16 protein-coding genes are annotated in these 20,867 nt (G+C 72.0%); 6 read left to right on the forward strand and 10 right to left on the reverse strand.

The genetic code is table 11. From position 1 onward, the window contains the following. The first annotated feature begins 37 nt into the window (after positions 1-37). From J7E93_RS17860 to J7E93_RS17870, 3 genes are all read left to right on the forward strand, one after another. On the forward strand, positions 38-1,024 hold the full coding sequence (locus J7E93_RS17860) for a fatty acid desaturase (RefSeq protein WP_215070577.1): 987 nt from the start codon (positions 38-40) through the stop codon (positions 1,022-1,024). Further along, entirely contained in the window at positions 1,021-1,698 is a 678-nt protein-coding gene (locus J7E93_RS17865; RefSeq protein WP_215070579.1) for a TetR/AcrR family transcriptional regulator, read from the forward strand. The genes J7E93_RS17860 and J7E93_RS17865 overlap by 4 nt, the downstream gene beginning before the upstream one ends. A 183-nt stretch (positions 1,699-1,881) precedes the next feature. Beyond that, positions 1,882-3,609, forward strand: a complete 1,728-nt coding sequence (locus tag J7E93_RS17870; RefSeq protein WP_308368703.1) for a VCBS repeat-containing protein — start codon at positions 1,882-1,884, stop codon at positions 3,607-3,609. A gap of 80 nt (positions 3,610-3,689) precedes the next feature. On the opposite strand, the gene J7E93_RS17875 is transcribed toward J7E93_RS17870, so the two are convergent. Continuing rightward, positions 3,690-4,532 carry a trans-aconitate 2-methyltransferase gene (locus J7E93_RS17875; RefSeq protein WP_215070581.1) on the reverse strand — a complete coding sequence of 281 codons (843 nt, stop codon included), beginning with the start codon at positions 4,530-4,532 and terminating at the stop codon, positions 3,690-3,692. A gap of 130 nt (positions 4,533-4,662) precedes the next feature. On the opposite strand from J7E93_RS17875, the gene J7E93_RS17880 reads away from it, so the two are divergent. After that, complete coding sequence (locus tag J7E93_RS17880; RefSeq protein ID WP_215070583.1) at positions 4,663-5,160, forward strand: MarR family winged helix-turn-helix transcriptional regulator; 498 nt, start codon at positions 4,663-4,665, stop codon at positions 5,158-5,160. 15 nt (positions 5,161-5,175) lie between these two features. Here J7E93_RS17880 and J7E93_RS17885 read toward each other — a convergent pair whose 3' ends face one another. From J7E93_RS17885 to J7E93_RS17925, 9 genes are all read right to left on the reverse strand, one after another. Then, positions 5,176-6,066, reverse strand: coding sequence for a response regulator transcription factor (locus tag J7E93_RS17885; protein WP_251066700.1), 891 nt, complete (start codon positions 6,064-6,066; stop codon positions 5,176-5,178). A 202-nt stretch (positions 6,067-6,268) separates the two neighbouring features. Further along, on the reverse strand, positions 6,269-7,408 hold the full coding sequence (galK, locus tag J7E93_RS17890; protein WP_215070585.1) for a galactokinase: 1,140 nt from the start codon (positions 7,406-7,408) through the stop codon (positions 6,269-6,271). Further along, entirely contained in the window at positions 7,405-8,388 is a 984-nt protein-coding gene (gene galE, locus J7E93_RS17895; RefSeq protein ID WP_308368704.1) for a UDP-glucose 4-epimerase GalE, read from the reverse strand. Before galE ends, galK begins: the two co-directional genes overlap by 4 nt. Continuing rightward, positions 8,385-9,428 carry a galactose-1-phosphate uridylyltransferase gene (galT, locus tag J7E93_RS17900; RefSeq protein WP_215070586.1) on the reverse strand — a complete coding sequence of 348 codons (1,044 nt, stop codon included), beginning with the start codon at positions 9,426-9,428 and terminating at the stop codon, positions 8,385-8,387. Before galT ends, galE begins: the two co-directional genes overlap by 4 nt. A 118-nt stretch (positions 9,429-9,546) precedes the next feature. Continuing rightward, positions 9,547-10,233, reverse strand: coding sequence for a LuxR C-terminal-related transcriptional regulator (locus J7E93_RS17905; protein WP_215070588.1), 687 nt, complete (start codon positions 10,231-10,233; stop codon positions 9,547-9,549). Positions 10,234-10,422: 189 nt separating this feature from the next. Further along, the gene (locus tag J7E93_RS17910; protein ID WP_215070590.1) at positions 10,423-12,225 is read right to left on the reverse strand and encodes a PQQ-binding-like beta-propeller repeat protein; all 1,803 of its coding nucleotides are present in this window, start codon (positions 12,223-12,225) and stop codon (positions 10,423-10,425) included. A gap of 47 nt (positions 12,226-12,272) precedes the next feature. Further along, the gene (locus tag J7E93_RS17915) at positions 12,273-13,817 is read right to left on the reverse strand and encodes a PQQ-binding-like beta-propeller repeat protein (RefSeq protein ID WP_215070592.1); all 1,545 of its coding nucleotides are present in this window, start codon (positions 13,815-13,817) and stop codon (positions 12,273-12,275) included. A 16-nt stretch (positions 13,818-13,833) separates the two neighbouring features. Then, on the reverse strand, positions 13,834-15,645 hold the full coding sequence (locus J7E93_RS17920) for a PQQ-binding-like beta-propeller repeat protein (RefSeq protein WP_215070594.1): 1,812 nt from the start codon (positions 15,643-15,645) through the stop codon (positions 13,834-13,836). A gap of 134 nt (positions 15,646-15,779) precedes the next feature. Next, complete coding sequence (locus J7E93_RS17925; protein WP_215070596.1) at positions 15,780-17,585, reverse strand: ABC-F family ATP-binding cassette domain-containing protein; 1,806 nt, start codon at positions 17,583-17,585, stop codon at positions 15,780-15,782. A gap of 82 nt (positions 17,586-17,667) precedes the next feature. Between J7E93_RS17925 and J7E93_RS17930 the strand changes: the two genes are divergently transcribed. Both J7E93_RS17930 and J7E93_RS17935 read left to right on the forward strand, forming a co-directional pair. After that, on the forward strand, positions 17,668-19,962 hold the full coding sequence (locus J7E93_RS17930) for a PQQ-binding-like beta-propeller repeat protein (RefSeq protein ID WP_215070598.1): 2,295 nt from the start codon (positions 17,668-17,670) through the stop codon (positions 19,960-19,962). A gap of 2 nt (positions 19,963-19,964) precedes the next feature. Next, positions 19,965-20,867 (forward strand): serine/threonine-protein kinase (locus tag J7E93_RS17935; RefSeq protein WP_215070600.1); only part of this gene is annotated, 903 nt, incomplete at its 3' end.

A 20,867-nucleotide genomic window follows, 5' to 3' on the forward strand; every position in this document is an offset into this window, starting at 1 on the left:
TTCCGCTCCCTTTCATCCCTTCACTCCGGGGAGACCCATGACCACAAGCCACCAGGTGACCTCGGACTCCGAGGTGCGCGACACCGATCCGGATCTGCCCTTCGCCACGCTCGGCGGGGACAGGAAGCGTTCGATCGAGCAGATCACGCTGCTGCTGTTCATCACGGTGCCCTTCCTGGCCCTGCTCGCGGCGGTGCCGCTGGCCTGGAGCTGGGGCGGCGTGAGCTGGCTCGATCTGGGTCTGCTGGTGGCGATGTACTACATCGGCTGCCACGGCATCACGATCGGCTTCCACCGCTACTTCACGCATGGTTCCTTCAAGGCGAAGCGTCCGCTGCGGATCGCGCTGGCGATCATGGGGTCGCTCGCAGTGGAGGGTCCGCTGGTGCGCTGGGTGGCGGACCACCGCAAGCACCACAAGTTCTCCGACGCGGAGGGTGACCCGCACTCGCCGTGGCGGTTCGGGGAGACGGTGCCGGCGCTGATGAAGGGCCTGTGGTGGGCGCACATCGGCTGGATGTTCGACGAGGAGCGGACGCCGCAGCACAAGTACGCGCCCGATCTGATCAAGGATCCGGCGATCCGTGCGATCTCCCGTCAGTTCATCTTCTGGACGATGCTGTCCCTGGCGATCCCGCCGTTGGTCGGCGGTCTGGTGACGATGTCCTGGTGGGGCGCGTTCACCGCGTTCTTCTGGGGTTCGCTGGTACGGGTCGCGCTGCTGCACCACGTCACGTGGTCGATCAACTCGATCTGCCACGCGGTCGGCAAGCGGCCGTTCAAGTCCCGTGACCGTTCGGGCAACGTGTGGTGGCTGGCCGTGCTGTCGTGCGGCGAGTCGTGGCACAACCTGCACCACGCGGATCCGACGTCGGCGCGGCACGGGGTGATGCGCGGCCAGGTCGACTCCAGCGCGCGGCTGATCCGCTGGTTCGAGCAGCTGGGGTGGGCGTACGACGTGCGCTGGCCGAGCCGGTCCAGGATCGATGCCCGCCGCCAGGACAAGGCCGCGAACGCGGCATGATGGATGACGTGGCGATCGACGGCAGTACCAGCAGCAGCGAGAACAAGCCCCGGCGCGGCCGTCGGGTGCGGATGACGGGCGCGGAGCGCCGGGAGCAGCTGCTGGACATCGGCCGAACGCTCTTCGCCGCGAAGGGCTTCGAGGGCACGTCGGTGGAGGAGATCGCGGCGAAGGCCGGGGTCTCCAAGCCGGTGGTGTACGAGCACTTCGGCGGTAAGGAGGGGCTGTACGCGGTCGTGGTCGACCGGGAGATGCGCCAGCTGCTGGACGGGGTGACGGGTGCGCTGACCGCCGGGCATCCGCGTGAGCTGCTTGAGCAGGCGGCCTTCGCGCTGCTCGACTACATCGAGAACTACACGGACGGTTTCCGGATCCTGGTCCGCGACTCGCCGGTGGCCCAGTCGACCGGCACGTTCGCCTCCTTGATCAGCGACATCGCCACGCAGGTGGAGGACATCCTGGGTCTGGAGTTCAAGGCCCGGGGCTTCGACCCGAAGCTGGCGCCGCTGTACGCGCAGGCGCTGGTGGGGAGCGTGGCGCTGACGGGCCAGTGGTGGCTGGACGTCCGCAAGCCGAAGAAGGCCGAGGTCGCGGCGCATCTGGTGAATCTGGCGTGGCACGGCCTGGACGGTCTGGAGCAGAAGCCCCGCCTGATAGGGCACCGCAAGAGCTGAGATCAATTCCCTGGTCCGGTGCCACCCCCCGGGGGTATACTCCCGTCAACATCCGGTCGTGTGTTCGATCCCTCCGTATGACGCTGTCCGCGCTGAGCGCGTGACGCCGTGCGGGGCGAGCGCGATCACCTCGGTCCGGGTTCCCGTTGACATTGATCCCCAGGGGGGGACCTTTTGCGCTCCGTGCACTCCAAGCGCGCGCGCCGCATCGCGGCCTGCACCGCTCTCGTACTCTCCGCCGGCATGCTGCTGGCGGCTCCCGCGTCGGCCGACGAGCCGGGCAACCGGCCCGTCGCCGAGCAGCCCGACCGTACGGTCACCGAGCTGCCGAAGATCGACCTGTCGAAGGTCGAGAGGTCGGACTCCGCCCGCGCCGCGGCGACGACCAGCACCTCGCCGGTCCGCTTCGACGTCGACGGCGACGGCGCGGGGGACCTGATCTACCGCGCGTGGGACGGTCTCCCGTACACCACTCTGTCCTCGGGCGCCGAGGGCGGAATGTTCTACGGCAGCGACGCCAACGACGACCTCGCGCTGGACATGATCCCGATCGGCGACCAGGACGGCAACGGTCAGCCGGAGGTTCTCACCCTCTCCCCGTACGGCACGCTGCGGCTGTACGCGGACGCGACCGCGACCGACGGCTCGTACCGCTGGCAGGGCGGCGGCTGGACCCTCTACAACAAGGTCTTCTCGCCGGGTGACGTCGACGGCGACGGCCGTGCGGACCTGATCGGCCGCCAGCACAACGGTGATCTCTACCTCTACCTCGCCAACGGCTCGACGACCTCCGCGCCCTTCGGCCCGCGCGCGAAGGTCGGAAGCGGCTGGAACATCTACGACCAGATCGTGGGCGTCGGCGACAACGACGGCGACGGCAAGGGCGACGTCATCGGGCGTACCCCGGACGGCAAGCTGTACTTCTACGGCAGCACCGGCAGCGCGTCCGCGCCGTTCAAGGCGCGCCAGCAGGTCGGCAGCGGCTGGGGCATCTACAACCAGATCATCGCGATCGACGACGTGAACGGCGACGGCGCGGCCGAGCTGTTCGCGCGGGACATGGCGGGCACGCTCTGGGCCTACACCGGCCTGGGCGACGGTCGCCTCGGCCCCCGCACGCAGCTCAGCGAGGCCGCCGACTTCCTGCACGTCGACCAGTTCGGCGGCGCCGGCAGCATCGCGGGCTTCGGCAAGAACTCCCTGATGGCCCGGGACGGGGCCGGCACGCTCTTCTGGTACGGGGCGATGAACAACGGCAACCTCACCGCGCGCGACCAGGTCGGTGACGTCGGCGGCTGGGCGGGCGCGAACATCTCCCTCGCCTCTTCCCTCGACGCCGGTGGCTTCCCCACCATGCTCGAGGTCTACGACGGCCGCCTGTACAACTGGTACGGCCACGACTACGGCGCCGGCTGGGGTGTCTACAACGTGCTCGTCGGCCCGGGCGACCTGACCGGTGACGGCAAGGGCGACCTGCTGGCCCGTACCTCGGGCGGTGACCTGTACCTGTACCGCGGCAACGGTCTCGCCGACGGCTTCGCCTCCCGGATCAAGGTCGGCTCCGGCTGGGGGATCTACAACCGGATCCTCGGCGCGGGCGACTTCTCCGGTGACGGCCGTACGGACATCGTGACCCGCGACAGCGCCGGAGACCTGTACCTGTACCGCGGCACCGGCTCCGCCCCGGCGCCGTTCGGTGCGCGGGTGAAGATCGGCAGCGGCTGGAACACGTACGGCAAGGTGGTGGCCCCCGGCGACCTCAACAGCGACGGCAAGGCCGACCTGCTGGGCGTGAACTCGGCGGGCGAGCTCTACCGCTACCTCGGCACCGGCACCGGCACCGGCACCGGCGCCTTCGGGCCGCGGGTCAGGATCGGTACCGGCTTCCAGATCTACAACGGCATGTACTAGGCGAGACCCGGGGCCATGTCCCGGGAGACTCGGCAATGGGGGCGCCCCGCACCGGACTTCCGGTGCGGGGCGCCCCCGTGTCATGCCGGCTTGCGCGCTACGGCGAAGATGCGGCGGAAGGGGAAGACCGTGCCGTGCGGCCCCCTGGGGTAGGCCGCGCGCAGCAGGTCGCGGTACTGGGTGAGGAAGGCGTCCGTCGCCTCCTGGTCCCCTTCCAGCGCGGTCAGTACGGGGCGCAGTGCCGTGCCCTTGACCCAGTCGAGGACCGGGTCCTCGCCGGGCAGGAGCTGGGAGTAGGTGGTCTCCCAGGCGTCGGTCTCGCAGCCGAGGTCGACCAGGCGGGTGAGGTAGTCGGCGGGGTCGAGGACGTGGACGAAGCGGCGGCCCTCGCCGGCGAGGCGGCTGTGCCATCGCGGGGTGTCGCAGAGTTCGCCGAGCAGGGCGTGGCTGGGTGAGGTGAAGTTGCCGGGGACCTGGAAGGCGAGGGTTCCGCCGGGCCGGAGGCCGTCGATCCAGGGGGCGAAGGACTCGGGGTGGTTGGGGACCCACTGCAGGGCGGCGTTGGAGACGATCAGGTCGTAGGGCTCTTCGGGGGTCCAGTGGGCGGCGTCGGCGGGCCGGAAGTCGAGCCAGCCGCCCCCGGCGGTGGTGCCGGCCCAGTCCTTCTCGGCCCGTTCCAGCATGTCGGGCGAGAGGTCGAAGCCGGTGATGTGGGCATCGGGCCAGCGGTCGGCGAGCAGGGCGGTCACATTGCCGGGACCGCAGCCGAGGTCGGCGATCCGGGGCGGGCGGTCGGTGGGCAGATGCGGTATTCGGGCGAGCAGGTCGAGGAACGGGCGGGTGCGGTGGCCGGAGTGGCGGAGGTACTGCTGCGGGTCCCATGTCGGTGCGGATGCAGAAGCAGAAGATGGTGCGGAATGCATGTTCGAGCCCCCTTGCTGGAACGAGCGACCGAAGCGGAATAGGTTCCGGCCCGGTCCTTCCCCATAGTCCAGCCGAATATATCTTGACGTCAAGAGACTTTATGTCAACAGACCCTCTACACTGATCGACATGGAGGACGAGGTCGACCGGCTGGTCGCTGCATGGCGCCGAGAGCGCCCGGACCTCGACGTGGAACCGCTCGAGGTGCTCAGCCGCGTCTCGCGGCTCGCCCGGCACCTCGACCGCGCCCGTCGGCTCGCCTTCGCCGAGCATCAGCTGGAGCCCTGGGAATTCGACGTCCTCACGTCGCTGCGCCGCGCCGGCGCCCCGTACCAGCTCTCCCCCGGCCAGCTCCTCACCCAGACGCTCGTCACCTCGGGCACGATGACCAACCGGATCGACCGGCTCACCAAGAAGGGCCTGGTCGAGCGGCTGCCCGACCCCAGCGACCGGCGCGGGGTCCTGGTCCGCCTCACCCCCGAGGGCCGCGACCGGGCCGACCAGGCGCTCGCCGGGCTGCTCGCCCAGGAGCGCGCCATCCTCGCCCAGCTCTCCCGCACCCAGCGGGGCGAACTGGCCGGACTGCTACGCCAGCTGACCGCCCCGTTCGACAACATCCCCGGATAGGGGGTGTCTTGTCGATCAGGCCGGGCTCGCGTGCCCTGGCACCGCGCCTCGCCGCGTTGTCGTCGGTCGCCAACGCTCCGCGTTGTCTCCCTCCTCCGCCTTGCGATCCACGGCACCAGCCCCCGCTCCCTGATCCGGCCTGATCGACGAGACACCCCCTAGCTCGGCGGGTCCCACGCCCGCTCGTCGCGCCAGGGCCACCGCGGCCAGCGTGGAGTGCACGCCCAGCTTCCCGAGCACGTTCTGCATGTGCGTACGGACGGTGTGCGGGGACAGGAACAGCCGCTCCGCGACCGCCTTGCGCCCCAGGCCCGCCACCATGCAGCGCAGCACCTCCCGCTCGCGCGGAGTCAGCGACTCCACGAGCCGCTCGCTCTCGGTGCGGTGCTTGCGCGCCGCCGTCAGCTCCCGCAGGACGCCGGTGAGCAGGGCGGGCGGCAGATGCGTCTCGTCCCGCAGGACGCCACGGATCACGGCGAGCAGCCGCTGCAGCGAGCAGTCCTTGGCCACCCACCCCGAGGCCCCGGCCTGGAGGGCGAGCGCGGCCCGGTGCGGGTCGTCCTTCTCGGCGAGCACGATCGTGCGGACGGCGGGCCGCGCCTCGCCGACCCCGGCGACCAGCGAGATGCCGTCGACCACGCCCTCGCCCTGGTCCGGTGCGGCACGGGCCACCGGCACCGACGCGGCCGCACCGGTGCCGGTGCCCAGGTCGGCGTCGACCAGCATCACGTCGTACCGGCGGCCCTCGGCGGCGGCGCGGTCCAGACAGCGCAGCGCGGCCGGGCCGCTGCCCGCGGCGGAGACGTCGACGTCGGGCTCCGCCGCGAGGGCGGCGGCCAGCGACTCGGCGAAGATCCGGTGGTCGTCCACCACCAGGACCCGGATACGGACCACGGACACCCCCATGTGTCGAGGAGCGGACCGGCGCGGATACGGCGCCGGGAAGGGGTCCGTCGGCCGCACGGCCGCCGCCGTGCAGTGAGTGTTACCCCGTTCCGGGCGCCGTACCCGACTGGTCTCGCCCCCTGATCAGCACCGGCCCCCACCGGCGCTGTGCCTCAGGGTACGGGCGGGGCGGCCCCGCGGTAGGCGATTCGCGGAACTGGTCTCAGAGCCGTCGCGCCCCCGGGGAGGGAACGGCGGGGAAGACCCGGGGGGCGCTGAACCCCGCCTCGGCGAAGGCCTTTTCGACGGCGGCGGTCACGGCGTCCGCCGTCCCCTCCTCCACGAGCACGATCGCCGAGCCGCCGAAGCCGCCGCCCGTCATCCGCGCCCCGAGCGCGCCGGCCGCGTTCGCCGACTCGACGACGAGGTCCAGCTCGGCGCAGGAGACCCGCAGATCGTCCCGGAGCGAGACATGGCCCTCGGTGAGGACCGGGCCGACCGCGTGGGCGTCCCCGGAGTCGAGGAGTGCGATGGTCCGCTCGACCCTGCGGTTGTCGGAGACGACGTGCCGGACGTAGGCGCGAACCGTTTCCTCGCTCAAGCGGGCGAGGGCATCGGGCAGGTGCGCGTACGGCACTTCACGCAGGGTCCGCACACCGAGCGCCCGCGCGCCCGCTTCACATCCGGCGCGCCGCTCCGCGTACGCGCCGTCCCCGAGCGCGTGCTTGACGCGGGTGTCCACGACCAGGAGCCGCAGTCCCCGTGCGGCGAGGTCGAACGGCACCTGGCGGTACGAGAGATCACGGGTGTCCAGGAACAGCGCGTGGCCCTCGACCGCGCACGCGGACGCCATCTGGTCCATCACTCCGCAGGGCACGCCGACGAAGGCGTTCTCCGCGCGCTGCGCGAGGACGGCGATCTCGGGGCGGCCGAGCCCGAGGCCGAACAGCTCGTCCAGCGCCAGCGCGGTGACCACCTCCAGGGCGGCGGAGGACGAGAGCCCCGCCCCCGTCGGGACGGTCGAGGCGAGGTGGATGTCCGCCCCGGTGACGGGGTGGCCGGCCTCGCGCAGGGCCCAGACGACCCCGGCCGGGTAGGCGGCCCAGCCGCCGCCGGAGAGCGGTTCCAGCGCTTCGACGTCGAGCTGGACGATGCCGCCCTCGACATCGGCGGAGTGGACCCGCAGCACACCGTCCGTACGGCGCGAGACGGCCGCGACCGCCGTGTGGGGCAGGGCCAGCGGCATCACGAAACCGTCGTTGAAGTCGGTGTACTCGCCGATCAGGTTGACCCGCCCGGGGGCGGCCCAGACGCCCTCCGGCGCCGCCCCGTACAGCTCCTCGAACTCCTCCGCCACGCTCATGCGCGTCCCTGCTCCCTCTGCCTCGCGAACGCCCACGCGTCCCGCACGATGTCCGCCAGGTCCGGGCGGGACGGATTCCAGCCGAGCCGCCCGCGGGCGACATCGGCCGAGGCGACGAGCACGGCCGGGTCGCCGGGCCGGCGGGCGGCGACCACCTCGGGCACCGGGTGGCCGGTGACCGCGCGCACGGTCTCGACGACCTCGCGCACCGAGAAGCCGTTGCCGTTGCCGAGGTTGCAGATCAGGTGTTCGCCCGGGTTCATGGCGTCCAGGGCGAGCAGATGGGCCTCGGCGAGGTCGGCGACGTGGATGTAGTCGCGGACGCAGGTGCCGTCGGGGGTCGTGTAGTCGTCGCCGTACACGTGGATCGCCTCGCGCCTGCCGAGGGCGACCTGGAGGACGAGCGGGATGAGGTGCGACTCCGGGTCGTGCCGCTCCCCGCAGGCGCCGTACGCGCCGGCCACGTTGAAGTAGCGCAGGGAGACCGCGGCCAGGCCGTGGGCCCGTGCCTCACCGGTGATCATTCCGTCGACGGCGAGCTTGGAGAAGCCGTACGGGCTCGTCGGCGCGGTCGGCGCGGACTCGGTGATGGGGACGGACGCGGGCTCGCCGTAGGTGGCGGCGGTGGAGGAGAAGACGAGTCTGCGCACGCCCGCCTCGCGCATGGCGGCGAGCAGCGCCATCGTCCCGCCGACGTTGTTCTCCCAGTACTTCTCCGGCTGGGCGACGGACTCGCCGACCTGGGAGAAGGCAGCGAAGTGCAGGACGCCGTCGTAACTGGCGTCCAGCCACCGCGCGGCGTCCTGGATACGGCCCTCGATGAAGCGGGCCCCGGCCGGGACGCCCTCCTTGAAGCCGGTGGAGAGGTCGTCGAGGACGGTGACCTCGTGGCCCGCCTCCAGCAGGTGCGCGGCGACCACCCCGCCGACATAGCCGGCCCCGCCGGTCACCAGGTACTTGGATGTCACAGCGCTGCTCACTTGCTCGCCACCTCTCGGAGTCGCTCGGCCGCCGCCTCCGGCGGCACGTCGTTCATGAACGCGCCCATGCCGGACTCGGTGCCCGCGAGGTACTTCAGCTTGCCGGACGCCCTGCGGACGGTGAAGAGCTCCAGATGCATCCCGAACTCCTCCCGGTCCTCGCCGGTGAACGGCGCCTGGTGCCAGGCGGCGATGTACGGCGTGGGCGGCTCCCCCGGCCCGAAGAGCCGGTCGAAGCGCCTCAAGAGTTCCAGATAGATCTGTGGGAACTCTGTGCGGGCGGCGTCGTCGAGGACCCGCAGGTCGGGCACCCGGCGGGTGGGGTACAGGTGGACCTCGTACGGCCAGTGCGCGGCGTAGGGCACGAAGGCGATCCAGTGCTCGCTCTCCAGGACCACGCGCACGGCGTCGGCCCGCTCCCGTGCGACGACGTCGTCGAAGAGGTTCCGCCCGGTGCGGGCGAGGTGTTCGGCCGCCTGTCGCCGCATGAGGGCGGTACGGGGGGTGGTGAAGGGGAACGCGTAGATCTGGCCGTGGGGGTGGCCGAGGGTGACGCCGATCTCGGCGCCCCGGTTCTCGAAGCAGTACACCTGCTCCACGCCGGGCCGCTCGGCGAGCTCGGCCGTCCGGTCGGTCCAGGCGTCGAGCACGAGCGCGGCCCGTTCGGGGGTGAGGTCGGCGAAGGACGCCTCGTGGTCGGAGGTGAAGCAGACGACCTCGCACCGCCCGGACTCCCCGGCGAGGGAGGGGAAGCGGTTCTCGAAGACGGCCACGTCGTACTCGTCCGCGGGGATCTCGCTCTGCCGCCCGTCGCGGGAGGGGCAGAGCGGGCACTCGTCGGCGGGCGGGTGGTAGGTCCGCCCCTGGCGGTGGGAGGCGATGGCGACGGAGTCCCCGAGGAGCTCGTCGTACCGGATCTCGGAGCGGGAGGCGACGGGGTCCAGCGGCCGGGGGTCGACGGCGTCTCGGACGGCGTCGTCCCGCGCGTCGTAGTAGATGAGCTCGCGCCCGTCGGCGAGGGTGGTGACGGTCTTCTTCACGGGGTGTCCTCAGCGGGGGAACCAAACAGAACCACGCACAAGGAACCACAATCAAACATCGGAGTCAACGCCGAACGGCCGGACCCCCGCCCCGGGCATCTGTTCTCCTCAGCCGAGATCAGGACCCCTGCGGCCCCCGCGGGCTCGGCGCGTGATCCAGCAGGCCCGTCCGCGCGGCCAGGGCGGCGGCCTCGAGACGCGACCCGACGCCCAACTTCATGAGCACCCGCTGCACATGCGTCCGCGCCGTGCTCGGCGCGATCGCCATCCCCGCCGCGATCAACCGCGTGTCCTCCCCCTCCGCCACCCGGACGAGGACCTCGACCTCCCGCGGCGTCAGCATCCGCAACAGCCGCCGCCCCTCGTCGTCCGGCTGAGCCGCCGGGTTCAGCAGCTCCGCGAACGCCCCCTGAAGGAGCTGCGGCGCCACCGCGGCCTCCCCCGCCCGCGCCTTGACCAGCGCCCGCTCGACCCCCTCGATGCGCTCGTCGTGCCGTACGTACCCCGACGCCCCGGCCGCGAAGGCCGCCGCGATGCCCCGCGGCGACGGCACCGGGCCCAGCACGACCACGGCCACCTGCGGACGCTCACGCTTGATCCGTACGATCGGGTCGAAGGCGCCCGGCTCGGCCGGGGCCGCCGTACCGAGCAGACACACCTCCGGCGCCCGGCTGACCACCAGCTCCGCCGCCCCCGCCACCGGGGCGGTCGCCGCGAGCACCCGGTGCCCGCGCAGTTTCAGTGCCGAGGCGAGCGCCTCGGCGAGCAGTCGGTGGTCGTCGACCACCATCAGCCGCACGCCCATCGAGCAACCCCTTAGTCCCCCCTGGAGCCGTCCGCCGGCCCCAGCCACTCCGATGACCCGGCAAACTACACGTTTGTCCCCCCGGACTGTCGAATTCTTCGCCGATCGGGGCAGATGCAAACAGCCCGGCGCGTCGATGTGCATCGATGCGCCGGGCTGCGTCCCGTTCCGGAGGGGAACGGAAGGGGGTCAGTGCGTGCCGAAGGCGAGCGCCAGGTACTTCTTGTCGTCCGTGGAGGACGACTCACGCGGCTTGCTGATCATCACCGCGGAGATGAACATCCGGCCGTTCGCGTAGAGGATCTCGCTGTAGTCCTCGGAGAAGCTGCCCTCCGCGTCGCGGACCACCTCGTCCGAGGGGTTCTCCAGCAGCACCGTCGACTTCATGGTGCCGCCGTCGAGGGAGACGATCTGGCCGCCCTTGTCGTACGGCGGAGACTTGTAGGCGATGATGTTGCCGCCGTCCATCCGCAGCGGGATCAGCGTGTAGCGGTCGCCCGCGTCCGCCTTCTCGGGGGTCGGCTTCCCGGTGGCCAGGTCGAACGAGACGATCTCGTTGGTCTCGTCGCCGTACTCCCCGGTGGAGCCCTCGTGCTCCTCGGTCGGCAGGTAGAGCCGGCCGTTGCCGACGACGACCTTCGAGCAGGTCTCCACCTCGGTGGAGCGGCAGCGGGCCGCGTAACGGTCCGCGTCCGCCGCGATCTTCACCTTCAGCTTGCCGGTCTTCTCGTCGATGGAGAAGAAGTCCGAGATGCCGCTGCCGTCGCCGGCGGTCTCGCCGACATCGGCCGCGACGACCAGCGGCTTGGTCGAGACGATCGCGGCGTACTTCACGCCCGCGGGCATCTTGTACTGGGAGATCGGCGCACCGGTCAGCGGGTTGAGGTTCTGGATGATGACGTACTGGCTGTCGTACGGCCCGCACTTGCGCGCCGCGACCAGGCCCTCGCCGCCGCCGTACCCCATGTCGTAGCAGTCCTGGGCGTTGGCCTGCGGCTTCCAGCGGGGGTTGCCGTTGGCCAGGTCGAAGGCGGCCCCGCCGTCGGTGCCGCCCGCCGCGACGGTCGTGCCGCTCAGGGTGACCTCGCTGAACCGGGCCTTGCTGTCACCGGCGTTGCCGCCGGTCACCGACGTGGACCAGACCAGCTTGCCGGTGTTCAGGTCGACGACGCCGACCTCGGTGCACGGCTGGTAGTAGCGCGGCCCGACCCGCTTGGTCGCCTCGAAGAGGATGGCCGTCTTGTGGTCGGCGGTGACATGGCGCGTGGTGCCGCAGACCTGGCCGGGCAGGGGCAGGGTCCAGGACGGGGTGCCCTTGTCGAGGTCGTAGCCGACGATCGAGTCGACGCCCGTCTTCACGTACGCCTTCTCGGTGATCCAGGAGCCGGCCACGTCGGTGATGTCGGGGACCTTGGGCTCGGGAAGCTGGAAGGTCAGCTTGGCCTGGGTGTCGGCCGGGACCTTCTCCTTGCCGTTGCCGCCGAGTCCGTTGCCGCCGGTGCCGCCCTTGCCCTGGGTCGAACCGGTGCTGCCCTTGGCGTTCTCCTCCTCCTCACCGCCGCCGGAGGCGGCGTACCAGACGCCGGCGCCGACGATCAGGACGACGGCGACCACGGCGGCGATGACGATCTGCATCTGCGCCGAGAGCTTCTTGCCGCCGGAGGGCGGGGGCGTGGACGCCTGCGGGTACTGCGGCTGGGTCGGGTAGCCGTACTGCGGCGGCTGCTGCTGGGGGTAGCCGTACTGCGGCTGCGTCGGCGGCTGCTGGGGGTAGCCGTACTGCGGCTGCGTCGGCGGCTGCTGCGGGTAGCCGTAGGGCTGCTGGTCCGCCGGCTGCTGCTGGGGGTAGCCGTACGGCGGCTGGGCCGGCGGCTGCTGCGGCGGGGGCGTCGGCGCGCCGAACCCACCCGGCGGGGGGTCCTGGGGCGCGCCGAAACCGCCCGGCGGCGGGCCGGGCGGCTGGTTGGGCGGGGGTGGAGGCGGCTGGGTCATGGCGTGGATACCTCTGAGGTTTCGAAAAGAGCGGGCGGGAACCGGTGTCACGTGCCGAAGGCCAACAGCGTCTCCCTCTCCAGCTCTTCGGCGTCGGTCGAGCCGACGACGACACTCTGCACAAGGATGTACCGGCCGTCGCTGTACAGCGCCGGGGAGGCGGAGAAGCGCGACTCGACGCGCCCCGCGGCGCGCGGGACCCGGAGCAGCTCGACGGGCTCGGTCGCACCGGGGGCGACGGTGGCCAGCGAACCGGGTTCGTCGGACAGCGCGGCCATCCGCACGATCAGCGAACCGCCCTCCATCCGCAAGGGCCAGGCCATGCGTCCCGGCAGCCCCGGGATGCGCCGCACCGCGTTGCCCGTACGGAGGTCGAAGGCGACGATCTCGTTGCTCTTGCCCTTGCCGGCCCCGGTGGTGGCCAGGTAGGCGGTGGTGTCGTCCACGACGACCTGACAGCGCTCCAGGTTGCCCTCGTGGGCGACGTCGTCCGCGCACCCCTCGGCGTACTGGTCGTTGCCCTTGAGCGAGGAACGCTTCGTCCCGTCCTCGTTGAGGACGACGATGCCGTGGCCGCCCTGGGCGCGGTAGGTGGCCGAGACGACGAGCGGCCGTACGGACAGGACGTGGTCGACCCGGTAGCCGGCCGGCAGCCGGTACTTCCAGCGGGACTTGCCGGTCACCGGATCCACCTCGTGGATCTCCTCCTGCGGCTTGTCCGCGTCGGAGGTGGGGCAGGAGACCGCGGCGACGAGCTTCGGGCCGCCGGCGTACGCGTACGGCTGGCACCGGCTCTCCTCCCACCGGCCGAACAGCTGTTTGCCGTCGCTGAGACGGTAGCCGCTCGAGTACCCGGCCCGGCCCGCGGTGACGGTGCCCCCGCTGATCGCGATCGAGTAGTCGTACATGAAGTCGAACTTGCCCTCCTTGACGATCTTCTGCTGCCAGCCGGCCTTGCCGGTGCGCAGGTCGACCATCTGGAGCCGACGGCATTCGACGACTTCCGCGTGGAGGCGGTCCTTGAGGGAGAGCGCGATCTTGCCGTCCGCGGAGGCCAGTTGCGGCGCCCGGCAGATCTCGGTGTCCAGCGTCAGGCGCCACTTCACCGTGCCGTCCACGACCGAATGGGCCGTGACGTTGCGGTACATGGCGGTGACGACGGTGTCCCCGACCAGCCAGGGGCCGAAGACGTCGCCGCCGAGTCCGGGCACGTCGATGTCGTTCTTCCGGACCCAGAGGACGGACGCGTCGCCCGGGGCGCGGCCCGCGTTGTAGCGGGCCGCGTCCGCGGCGTCGGGCGCGGGCGGGCCGGCCGGCCCGGTGGCCGTACCCGACGGGGTGGGAGCGGTGCTCCCGGTCGCCTTGTCGTCCGTGCGGTCCTCGGCTCCGTCCAGCGCGTACCAGGTCACTCCGCCCACGGCCAGCAGCGCCGCCACGACGGCCGCGACGACCGCTTTCGCACGGCGCCGGCGGGGCGGGGGCGGCGGCACGACGGGGTCGGCGGCCCCGCCCCCGTACGGGTTGAGTCGGCCGTACGGCCCGTACGTCGGCTGCTGGGGCGGGGGCGGGCCGGGCTGTCGAGGTGTCGTCATGGGAGTCGGACAGCCCTCACTTGCTGAAGGCCATCATCGTCTTGACTTCCTTCTCCTCCTTGTCGTTCGAGGCGCTCACCCGCCCGCTGGTCACGACGAACGTCCCGTTGCCGTAGGCGAAGCCCGGGTCGTAGAAGGTGTTCTCGATCTCCGCCGTCGACGCCGGGTGCTGGAGCACGATCTTCGGCGCACCACCGGTCGGGGCGAGGGTGGCGACCGCGCCGCCCGCGTCGTAGGAGGCGTCCATGTAGAGCAGGACGTCCGAGCCCTCCATGCGCAGCGGGGTGATGGTCCGCTCGGCGGGGGCCGCGGCGCGCCACTTGGACTTGCCGGTGTTCAGGTCGAAGGCGACGACCGCGTTGGCGGTGCGGTAGTTGTCGGACTCCGTGGCCATGTAGAAGGTGTTGGCGTCGGCGGCGACACCGGTGCAGCCCTGGAGGTTGCGGCCGAAGACGACGAAGGCGCCGCCGCAGTTGGGCGCGTACTTGTCCGTGCCGCCCTGGATCTGCGAGCGGAGCTTGCCGGTGGGGGTGACGGCGAACACGGTCCACTTCTTCTCGTCGCGCTGCTGCGCGGAGACGACGAGCGGATTCACCGAGTAGATCTTGTCGACTTCCCAGTTGGGCTGGAGCTTGAAGGTCCACCGGGGCTTTCCGGTGTTCGGGTCGACCTCGCTGATCTGCTCCTGCTTGTTCTTGTAGTCGCTGGTGGGGCAGCTGGCGGCGGAGACCAGCTTCGCCCCGCCCGCGAAGGCGTAGGGCTTGCAGCCGCTGGTCGGCCCGGTGAAGAGCTGGTGCCCGTCGGCGAGGGAGTAGCCGTACGAGTTGCCGGTGCCGGCCGCCGTCACCGTGTTGCCGCTGATGGCGAGGGTGATGTCGGAGAGCGAGCTGAAGCCGGTGCCCTTGGGGATGGACTTCTTCCAGCCCACCTTGCCGGTCTTCAGGTCGATCTTCTGCAGCTCGGTGCACTTGGCGCGGTCGCCCGCGCTGTCGTTGACGCCGATGACGAAGCTGCCGTCGGCGGTGGGCTCGGGCGCGGTCGTGCACAGCTCGAAGGGCAGGTCCAGGTGCCACTTCACGGAGCCGTCGCCGAGGCTGTAGCCGTCGAGGCTCTTGTACATGCCCTTGACGACGACGTCGCCGACGATCCACGGGCCGAAGACGTCGGCGCCGTTGCGCGGCAGGTCGACGTTGTTCTTGAGCAGCCAGTTGACCTTCGCCTCGCCGGGCTTGCGGCCGGCGTTGAGGTCGTCCTCGGAGTTGCGGCCGTCGCCGCTGCCGTTGCCCTGGTCGACGGAGTCGGAGGGCTTCGGGGTGGCGCTGGTGGCGGTCGGCTGGGCGACCGGCTCCTTCTCGTCGTCGCCGCCGCTGACGGCGAACCAGGTGCCGGCACCGACGACGAGGAGCGCGGCGACGGCCGCGGCCACGATGACGCCGGGCTTGCCCTTGAAGGGGCCGCCGCCACCGGGCGGGGTGGGGGCCGCCGGGTACGGGGGCTGGGTGGGGTAGCCGCCGTAGGGACCGGGCTGCTGACCGTAGGGACCGGGCTGCTGGCCATAGGGGCCGGGCTGCTGGCCGTACGGCCCCGGCTGCTGGGCCCCGGGGCCCTGCGGGTAGCCGTATCCGGGCGCGGGCGGCTGCTGCGGATAGCCGTAACCGGGCTGCGGCTGCTGTCCGTACGGGCCGGGCGCGGCGGGCGGCGGTGTCTGCGGGGCCTGCGGCGGAGCCGGAGGCATCGGCGGGACGCCCTGGTTCGGGCCCTGGTTCGGGTCCGGGTTCGGGTTCGGTGCGCCGAAGCCCGGCGGCTGGTTGCTGGGCGGCTGGGTCATCAGCGCTTCCCCCTTGATGTGAGCGGGTTTTCTTTCTACCACTCGGGGCATGGCGCAAAAGTGACCGGTCCACCCCTTGTTCCCAAGGGAGGACCGGCCCGTGATGCCGTCGTTACGCGTTCCGCACGGCTTCTCTACGCTTCCTCGGCCAGTTCGAGCCAGCGCATCTCCAACTCATCGCGTTCACCGGCCAGTTCCCGGAGCTCCGCGTCCAGCTTCGCCACCTTCTCGAAGTCTGTGGCGTTTTCGGCGATTTGGGCGTGCAGCTTGCTCTCCTTGTCGGAGAGCTTGTCGAGCTGGCGCTCGACCTTCTGCAGCTCCTTCTTCGCGGCCCGGGCGTCGGCGGCGGAGACGCCCGGCTTCTGCTGGGCGGCGGCCGGTGCGGGCGTCGGGACCGATGCCTCGATCATCCGCCGGCGGCGCTCCAGGTACTCGTCGATGCCGCGGGGCAGCATCCGCAGCGTCTGGTCCCCGAGCAGCGCGAAGGTCCGGTCCGTGGTGCGCTCGATGAAGAACCGGTCGTGGGAGATGACCACCATGGAGCCGGGCCAGCCGTCGAGGAGGTCCTCCAGCTGGGTGAGGGTCTCGATGTCCAGGTCGTTGGTGGGCTCGTCGAGGAAGAGGACGTTCGGCTCGTCCATGAGGAGCCGCAGCAGCTGGAGCCGGCGCCGCTCGCCGCCGGAGAGGTCGCCGACCGGCGTCCACTGCTTCTCCTTGGTGAAGCCGAACTGCTCGCAGAGCTGACCGGCGGTCATCTCCCGGCCCTTGCCGAGGTCGACCCGGTCCCGGATCTGCTGGACCGCCTCCAGGACGCGCAGGGAGGCGGGCAGCTCGGTGACGTCCTGGGAGAGGTAGGCGAGCCGTACGGTCTTGCCGACGACGATCTTCCCGGCGGCGGGCTGTTCCTCGCCCTGCGTGCGGGCGGCGTCGGCGAGGGCGCGCAGCAGAGAGGTCTTGCCGGCGCCGTTGACGCCGACCAGGCCGATCCGGTCGCCGGGGCCGAGCTGCCAGGTGAGGTGCTTGAGCAGGACCTTGGGTCCCGCGGTGACGGTGACGTCCTCCAGGTCGAAGACCGTCCGGCCCAGGCGGGCGTTGGCGAACTTCATCAGCTCGGAGGTGTCGCGCGGCGGCGGCACGTCGGCGATGAGCTCGTTGGCGGCCTCGATGCGGTAGCGGGGCTTGGAGGTACGGGCGGGGGCGCCGCGCCGCAGCCAGGCGAGCTCCTTGCGCATCAGGTTCTGCCGCTTGACCTCCTCGGTGGCGGCGATGCGCTCGCGCTCCGCCCGGGCGAAGACGTAGTCGGAGTAGCCGCCCTCGTACTCGTGCACGTCACCGCGCTGCACGTCCCACATGCGGGTGCAGACCTGGTCGAGGAACCAGCGGTCGTGGGTGACGCAGACGAGGGCCGAGCGCCGCTCCTGGAGGTGCTGGGCGAGCCAGGCGATGCCCTCGACGTCGAGGTGGTTGGTGGGCTCGTCGAGGACGATCAGGTCCTGGTCGTCGATGAGGAGCTTCGCGAGCGCGATACGGCGGCGCTCGCCACCGGAGAGCGGGCCGATGACGGTGTCGAGCCCGTGCTCGAAACCGGGCATGTCGAGCCCGCCGAAGAGTCCGGTGAGCACGTCGCGGATCTTGGCGCTGCCGGCCCACTCGTGGTCGGCCATCACCCCGATGACCTCGTGGCGGATCGTGGCCTTCGGGTCGAGCGAGTCGTGCTGGGTGAGCACACCGAGGCGCAGGCCGCCGCTGTGCGTGACCCGGCCGGTGTCGGCATCCTCCAGCTTGGCGAGCATCCGGATCAGGGTGGTCTTGCCGTCGCCGTTGCGGCCCACGACCCCGATCCGGTCCCCTTCGGAGACGCCGAGGGAGACACCGTCGAGCAGTGCACGTGTCCCGTACACCTTGCTGACGGCCTCGACATTGACCAGATTGACGGCCATTTCACTCCTGCTGGCGGGGAACGATCGGTCTCCCAGGGTAGTCGCCCGCTAGCCTGTGGGGCCCACGGGGAGGGATGGGCTGATGGAACCACTGGGTGCCGCCGATCCTCGGCGGATCGGGCCGTACGCACTCGTCGGCCGCCTGGGGGCGGGCGGCATGGGTGCGGTGTATCTCAGCCGGTCGTCGGGGGGCCGGACCGTCGCGGTGAAAGTCGTGCGGGCCGATCTGGCCGAGGACACCGCCTTCCGTGACCGCTTCCGGCGCGAGGTCGCGGCGGCCCGCCTGGTGTCGGGGGCCTTCACCGCACCGGTCGTCGACGCCGACCCGGACGCCGAGGTGCCGTGGATGGCGACCGCGTTCGTCGTCGGCGTCTCGCTGCACCGGGCGGTCGCCACGCACGGCCCGCTGCCGGAGGCCGCGTTACGGATGCTGACGGCGGGCCTCGCGGAAGCCCTGGTCGGGGTGCACGGCGCGGCGGTGATCCACCGGGACCTGAAACCGGCCAATGTGCTGCTGGCCCTGGACGGTCCGCACGTCATCGACTTCGGCATCGCACGGGCCACCGACGGCACGGCCCTGACGTCCACCGGGGCGGTGATCGGCTCGGCGCCGTACATGTCCCCGGAGCAGGCGCTGGGGCAGCACCTCACCCCGGCGAGCGACGTGTTCTCGCTGGGGACGACGGTCGCGTTCGCCGCGTGCGGGGAGAGCCCCTTCGGGGACGGCGCCGGGGCGGCGGTCCTCTTCCGCGTCGTCCACACCGAGCCCGACCTGTCCGCCGTCCCGGCGGGGCTGCGGCCCCTGATCGAGCGCTGCCTGGCCAAGGACGCGGCGCTGCGGCCCACCCCGCGCGAGGTGATCGCCGCGATCGAGCGGCCCGGTCCGCGGCCGGATCCACGCGTCGACCCCCGGGCGGCACTCCCGCCGGTGGACGCGCCCCGCCCCTCGGCCGGGTGGCTGCCCGACCCGATCGCGGCGGACGTCCTCGCCCTGCGGGCCGCCCTGACGGCGCTTCCCGCACCGGAGCCGACCCTGCCGCTCACCGGCCCGACCGAGGTGCTGCCCGGGGGGTCCGGGACCGCCCCGACGGCGCCGGACCGGCGGAAGCTGCTCCTCGGGCTGACCGGCGGCGCGCTCGCCGTCGCCGGGACCGGCACCGTCTGGGCGCTGACCAGGGACACGTCGAAGGGGAACGGCAAGAACCCCCTGGGCGGCTCCGGGGGCACGTCCGGGGGCACGCCCCGCCCGTCCGCCGAGAGCGTGCCCGACGCGAAGCTGGCCTGGCAGGCGCGGCTGCCGGCGTCCGTCGCCCAGGTGCTCCCCGGGAGCGGCATCGTCGCCTGCGTGATGCTCGCGGAGGTCGTGGGACTCGACCGCCGGGGCGAGAAGAAGTGGACGGTGAAGGGCGCCGACCACGGTGACATGCCCTTCGCCGTGACAGGACCCACCGCCCGGACGGTCGCTGCCGTGGCCGGCGACCGGCTGTACGTGTCCGGGGCGCGATTCACCGCGTCGGGCGGCGGGCAGACCGGCGGCAGGGCCAGGGTGCTCGGGATCCGCATGGCCGACGGAAAGGACCCCTGGACCATCGAACTGGCCGACAGGCCCGCCATGGGAGTGCTCGACTTCCCCGGTGTCCGCGACGGCCGCGCCTACGTCTTCCCCATGACGACCGACGAGAGCGCCGCCTACGAGATCGGCGTGTGGGCGCTGGATCTCGCCGCTCGCCGTACCGCCTGGTTCCACCGCACCGAGGCGATGCCCGTCTTCTGGGGTCTGCCGCAGACCGGCGGCGGCCTGCTGTACGCCGACACCAAGCGGATCGTCGCGGTGGACGCCAAGGGCGGGGCCGCCTGGTCGAAGGAGTTCCAGGCCGTCCTGGTCGGGGCCGCCGGGCGGTACTTCCTCGTCGCGGACGCGGCCGGCACCCTCTTCGCCCTGGAACCGGCGACCGGCAGGCAGGCGTGGAAGGCGGCGGGAGTCGTCGAGACGTCCCTCCGGGGCGACGGCGTCGCGACCGACGAGAAGGGCACCCTCGCCTTCGTCCTGCTGCGGGACGAGGACGGCGGCTTCTCGCTGGCCGCGCTGGACACCGCGAGCGGGAGGACCCGATGGCGTTCGCCGCTGCCGGCCGACGCCGAGGGCTCGTCCCGTCTGGGCGCCCGGCTGCTGTACGCCGACGGAAACGTGTACCGAATGGGGGCGGACGGAATGCTCTGGGCCTTCGACGCGTCGAACGGCAACCCGCGCTGGAAGTACGGCGGGTTCAAGGGAAACAGTCCCACCGAACTCGCCTGGGGCGCCGGCGACCGGCGGCTGTGCGTCTCCGACACCGGGGCGACGACCGTCGCCGCACTGGACGCGAACGGAGCCTGAGCATGTCACCGTTGGAGCCGTTGCAGCCCACCGACCCGCCCCGGATCGGGCCGTACACCTTGCTGGGCCGGCTCGGCGCGGGCGGCATGGGGGCCGTGTACCTGGGCCGTTCGTCCGGCGGACGGACGGTCGCGGTGAAGCTCGTCCGCCCGGAGCTGGCCGCCGACGCGGGCTTCCGGGCCCGCTTCCGCGCCGAGGTGACGTCGGCGCGCGCCGCGTCCGGTGCCTTCACCGCGCCCGTGGTCGACGCCGACCCCGACGGCCCGGTGCCGTGGATGGCGACCGCGTACGTGCCGGGTGTCTCGCTGGGCCGGGCCGTCGCGCTCGGCGGCCCACTGCCGGAGCACGCGCTGCGGGCGCTCGCGGCCGGGATCGCCGAGGCGCTGAAGTCGATCCACGCGGCGGGGCTGACGCACCGGGATCTGAAGCCCGGCAACGTCCTGCTCGCCCTCGACGGCCCGCACATCATCGACTTCGGCATCGCGCGGGCCGCCGACGGCACGGCGCTCACGGCCACCGGCATGATCCTGGGCACCCCCGCGTACATGTCTCCCGAACAGGCCACGGCCGGCGAGGTCGGGCCGCCGAGCGACGTGTTCTCGCTGGGCGCGACCCTCGCCTTCGCCGCCAGCGGCTCGTCGCCGTTCGAAGGCGGGACGCCGCTGGACGTCCTCCAGCGGGTGGTGCGGGAGGAGCCGGACCTGGCGGCGGTGCCGGACGGGCTGCGGTTGCTCGTCGCCGCGTGTCTGGCGAAGGCCCCAGCCGACCGCCCCACCCCGCGCCAGGTCGTCGGGTACGCCCAGCAGGGCGCCGCTCCCCGGACGTCCGGCCCGTGGCTGCCGCCCGCGCTGACCGCGGCGATCGAGGAGGCGGCCGCCGTGATGGCGCCCTCGGTCGCTCCGGCC

The sequence above is a fragment of the Streptomyces sp. ISL-36 genome, from assembly GCF_018614205.1.
Taxonomy (GTDB): domain Bacteria; phylum Actinomycetota; class Actinomycetes; order Streptomycetales; family Streptomycetaceae; genus Streptomyces.

Bases quoted from the DNA above. Each gene is read 5' to 3' on its own strand.
- J7E93_RS17860 (WP_215070577.1), top strand. From the start codon at position 38: ATGACCACAAGCCACCAGGTGACCTCGGACTCCGAGGTGCGCGACACC.
- J7E93_RS17865 (WP_215070579.1), top strand. From the start codon at position 1,021: ATGATGGATGACGTGGCGATCGACGGCAGTACCAGCAGCAGCGAGAAC.
- J7E93_RS17875 (WP_215070581.1), bottom strand. From the start codon at position 4,532: ATGCATTCCGCACCATCTTCTGCTTCTGCATCCGCACCGACATGGGAC.
- J7E93_RS17880 (WP_215070583.1), top strand. From the start codon at position 4,663: ATGGAGGACGAGGTCGACCGGCTGGTCGCTGCATGGCGCCGAGAGCGC.
- J7E93_RS17885 (WP_251066700.1), bottom strand. From the start codon at position 6,066: ATGGGGGTGTCCGTGGTCCGTATCCGGGTCCTGGTGGTGGACGACCAC.
- galK (WP_215070585.1), bottom strand. From the start codon at position 7,408: ATGAGCGTGGCGGAGGAGTTCGAGGAGCTGTACGGGGCGGCGCCGGAG.
- J7E93_RS17905 (WP_215070588.1), bottom strand. From the start codon at position 10,233: ATGGGCGTGCGGCTGATGGTGGTCGACGACCACCGACTGCTCGCCGAG.
- J7E93_RS17910 (WP_215070590.1), bottom strand. From the start codon at position 12,225: ATGACCCAGCCGCCTCCACCCCCGCCCAACCAGCCGCCCGGCCCGCCG.
- J7E93_RS17915 (WP_215070592.1), bottom strand. From the start codon at position 13,817: ATGACGACACCTCGACAGCCCGGCCCGCCCCCGCCCCAGCAGCCGACG.
- J7E93_RS17920 (WP_215070594.1), bottom strand. From the start codon at position 15,645: ATGACCCAGCCGCCCAGCAACCAGCCGCCGGGCTTCGGCGCACCGAAC.
- J7E93_RS17925 (WP_215070596.1), bottom strand. From the start codon at position 17,585: ATGGCCGTCAATCTGGTCAATGTCGAGGCCGTCAGCAAGGTGTACGGG.
- J7E93_RS17930 (WP_215070598.1), top strand. From the start codon at position 17,668: ATGGAACCACTGGGTGCCGCCGATCCTCGGCGGATCGGGCCGTACGCA.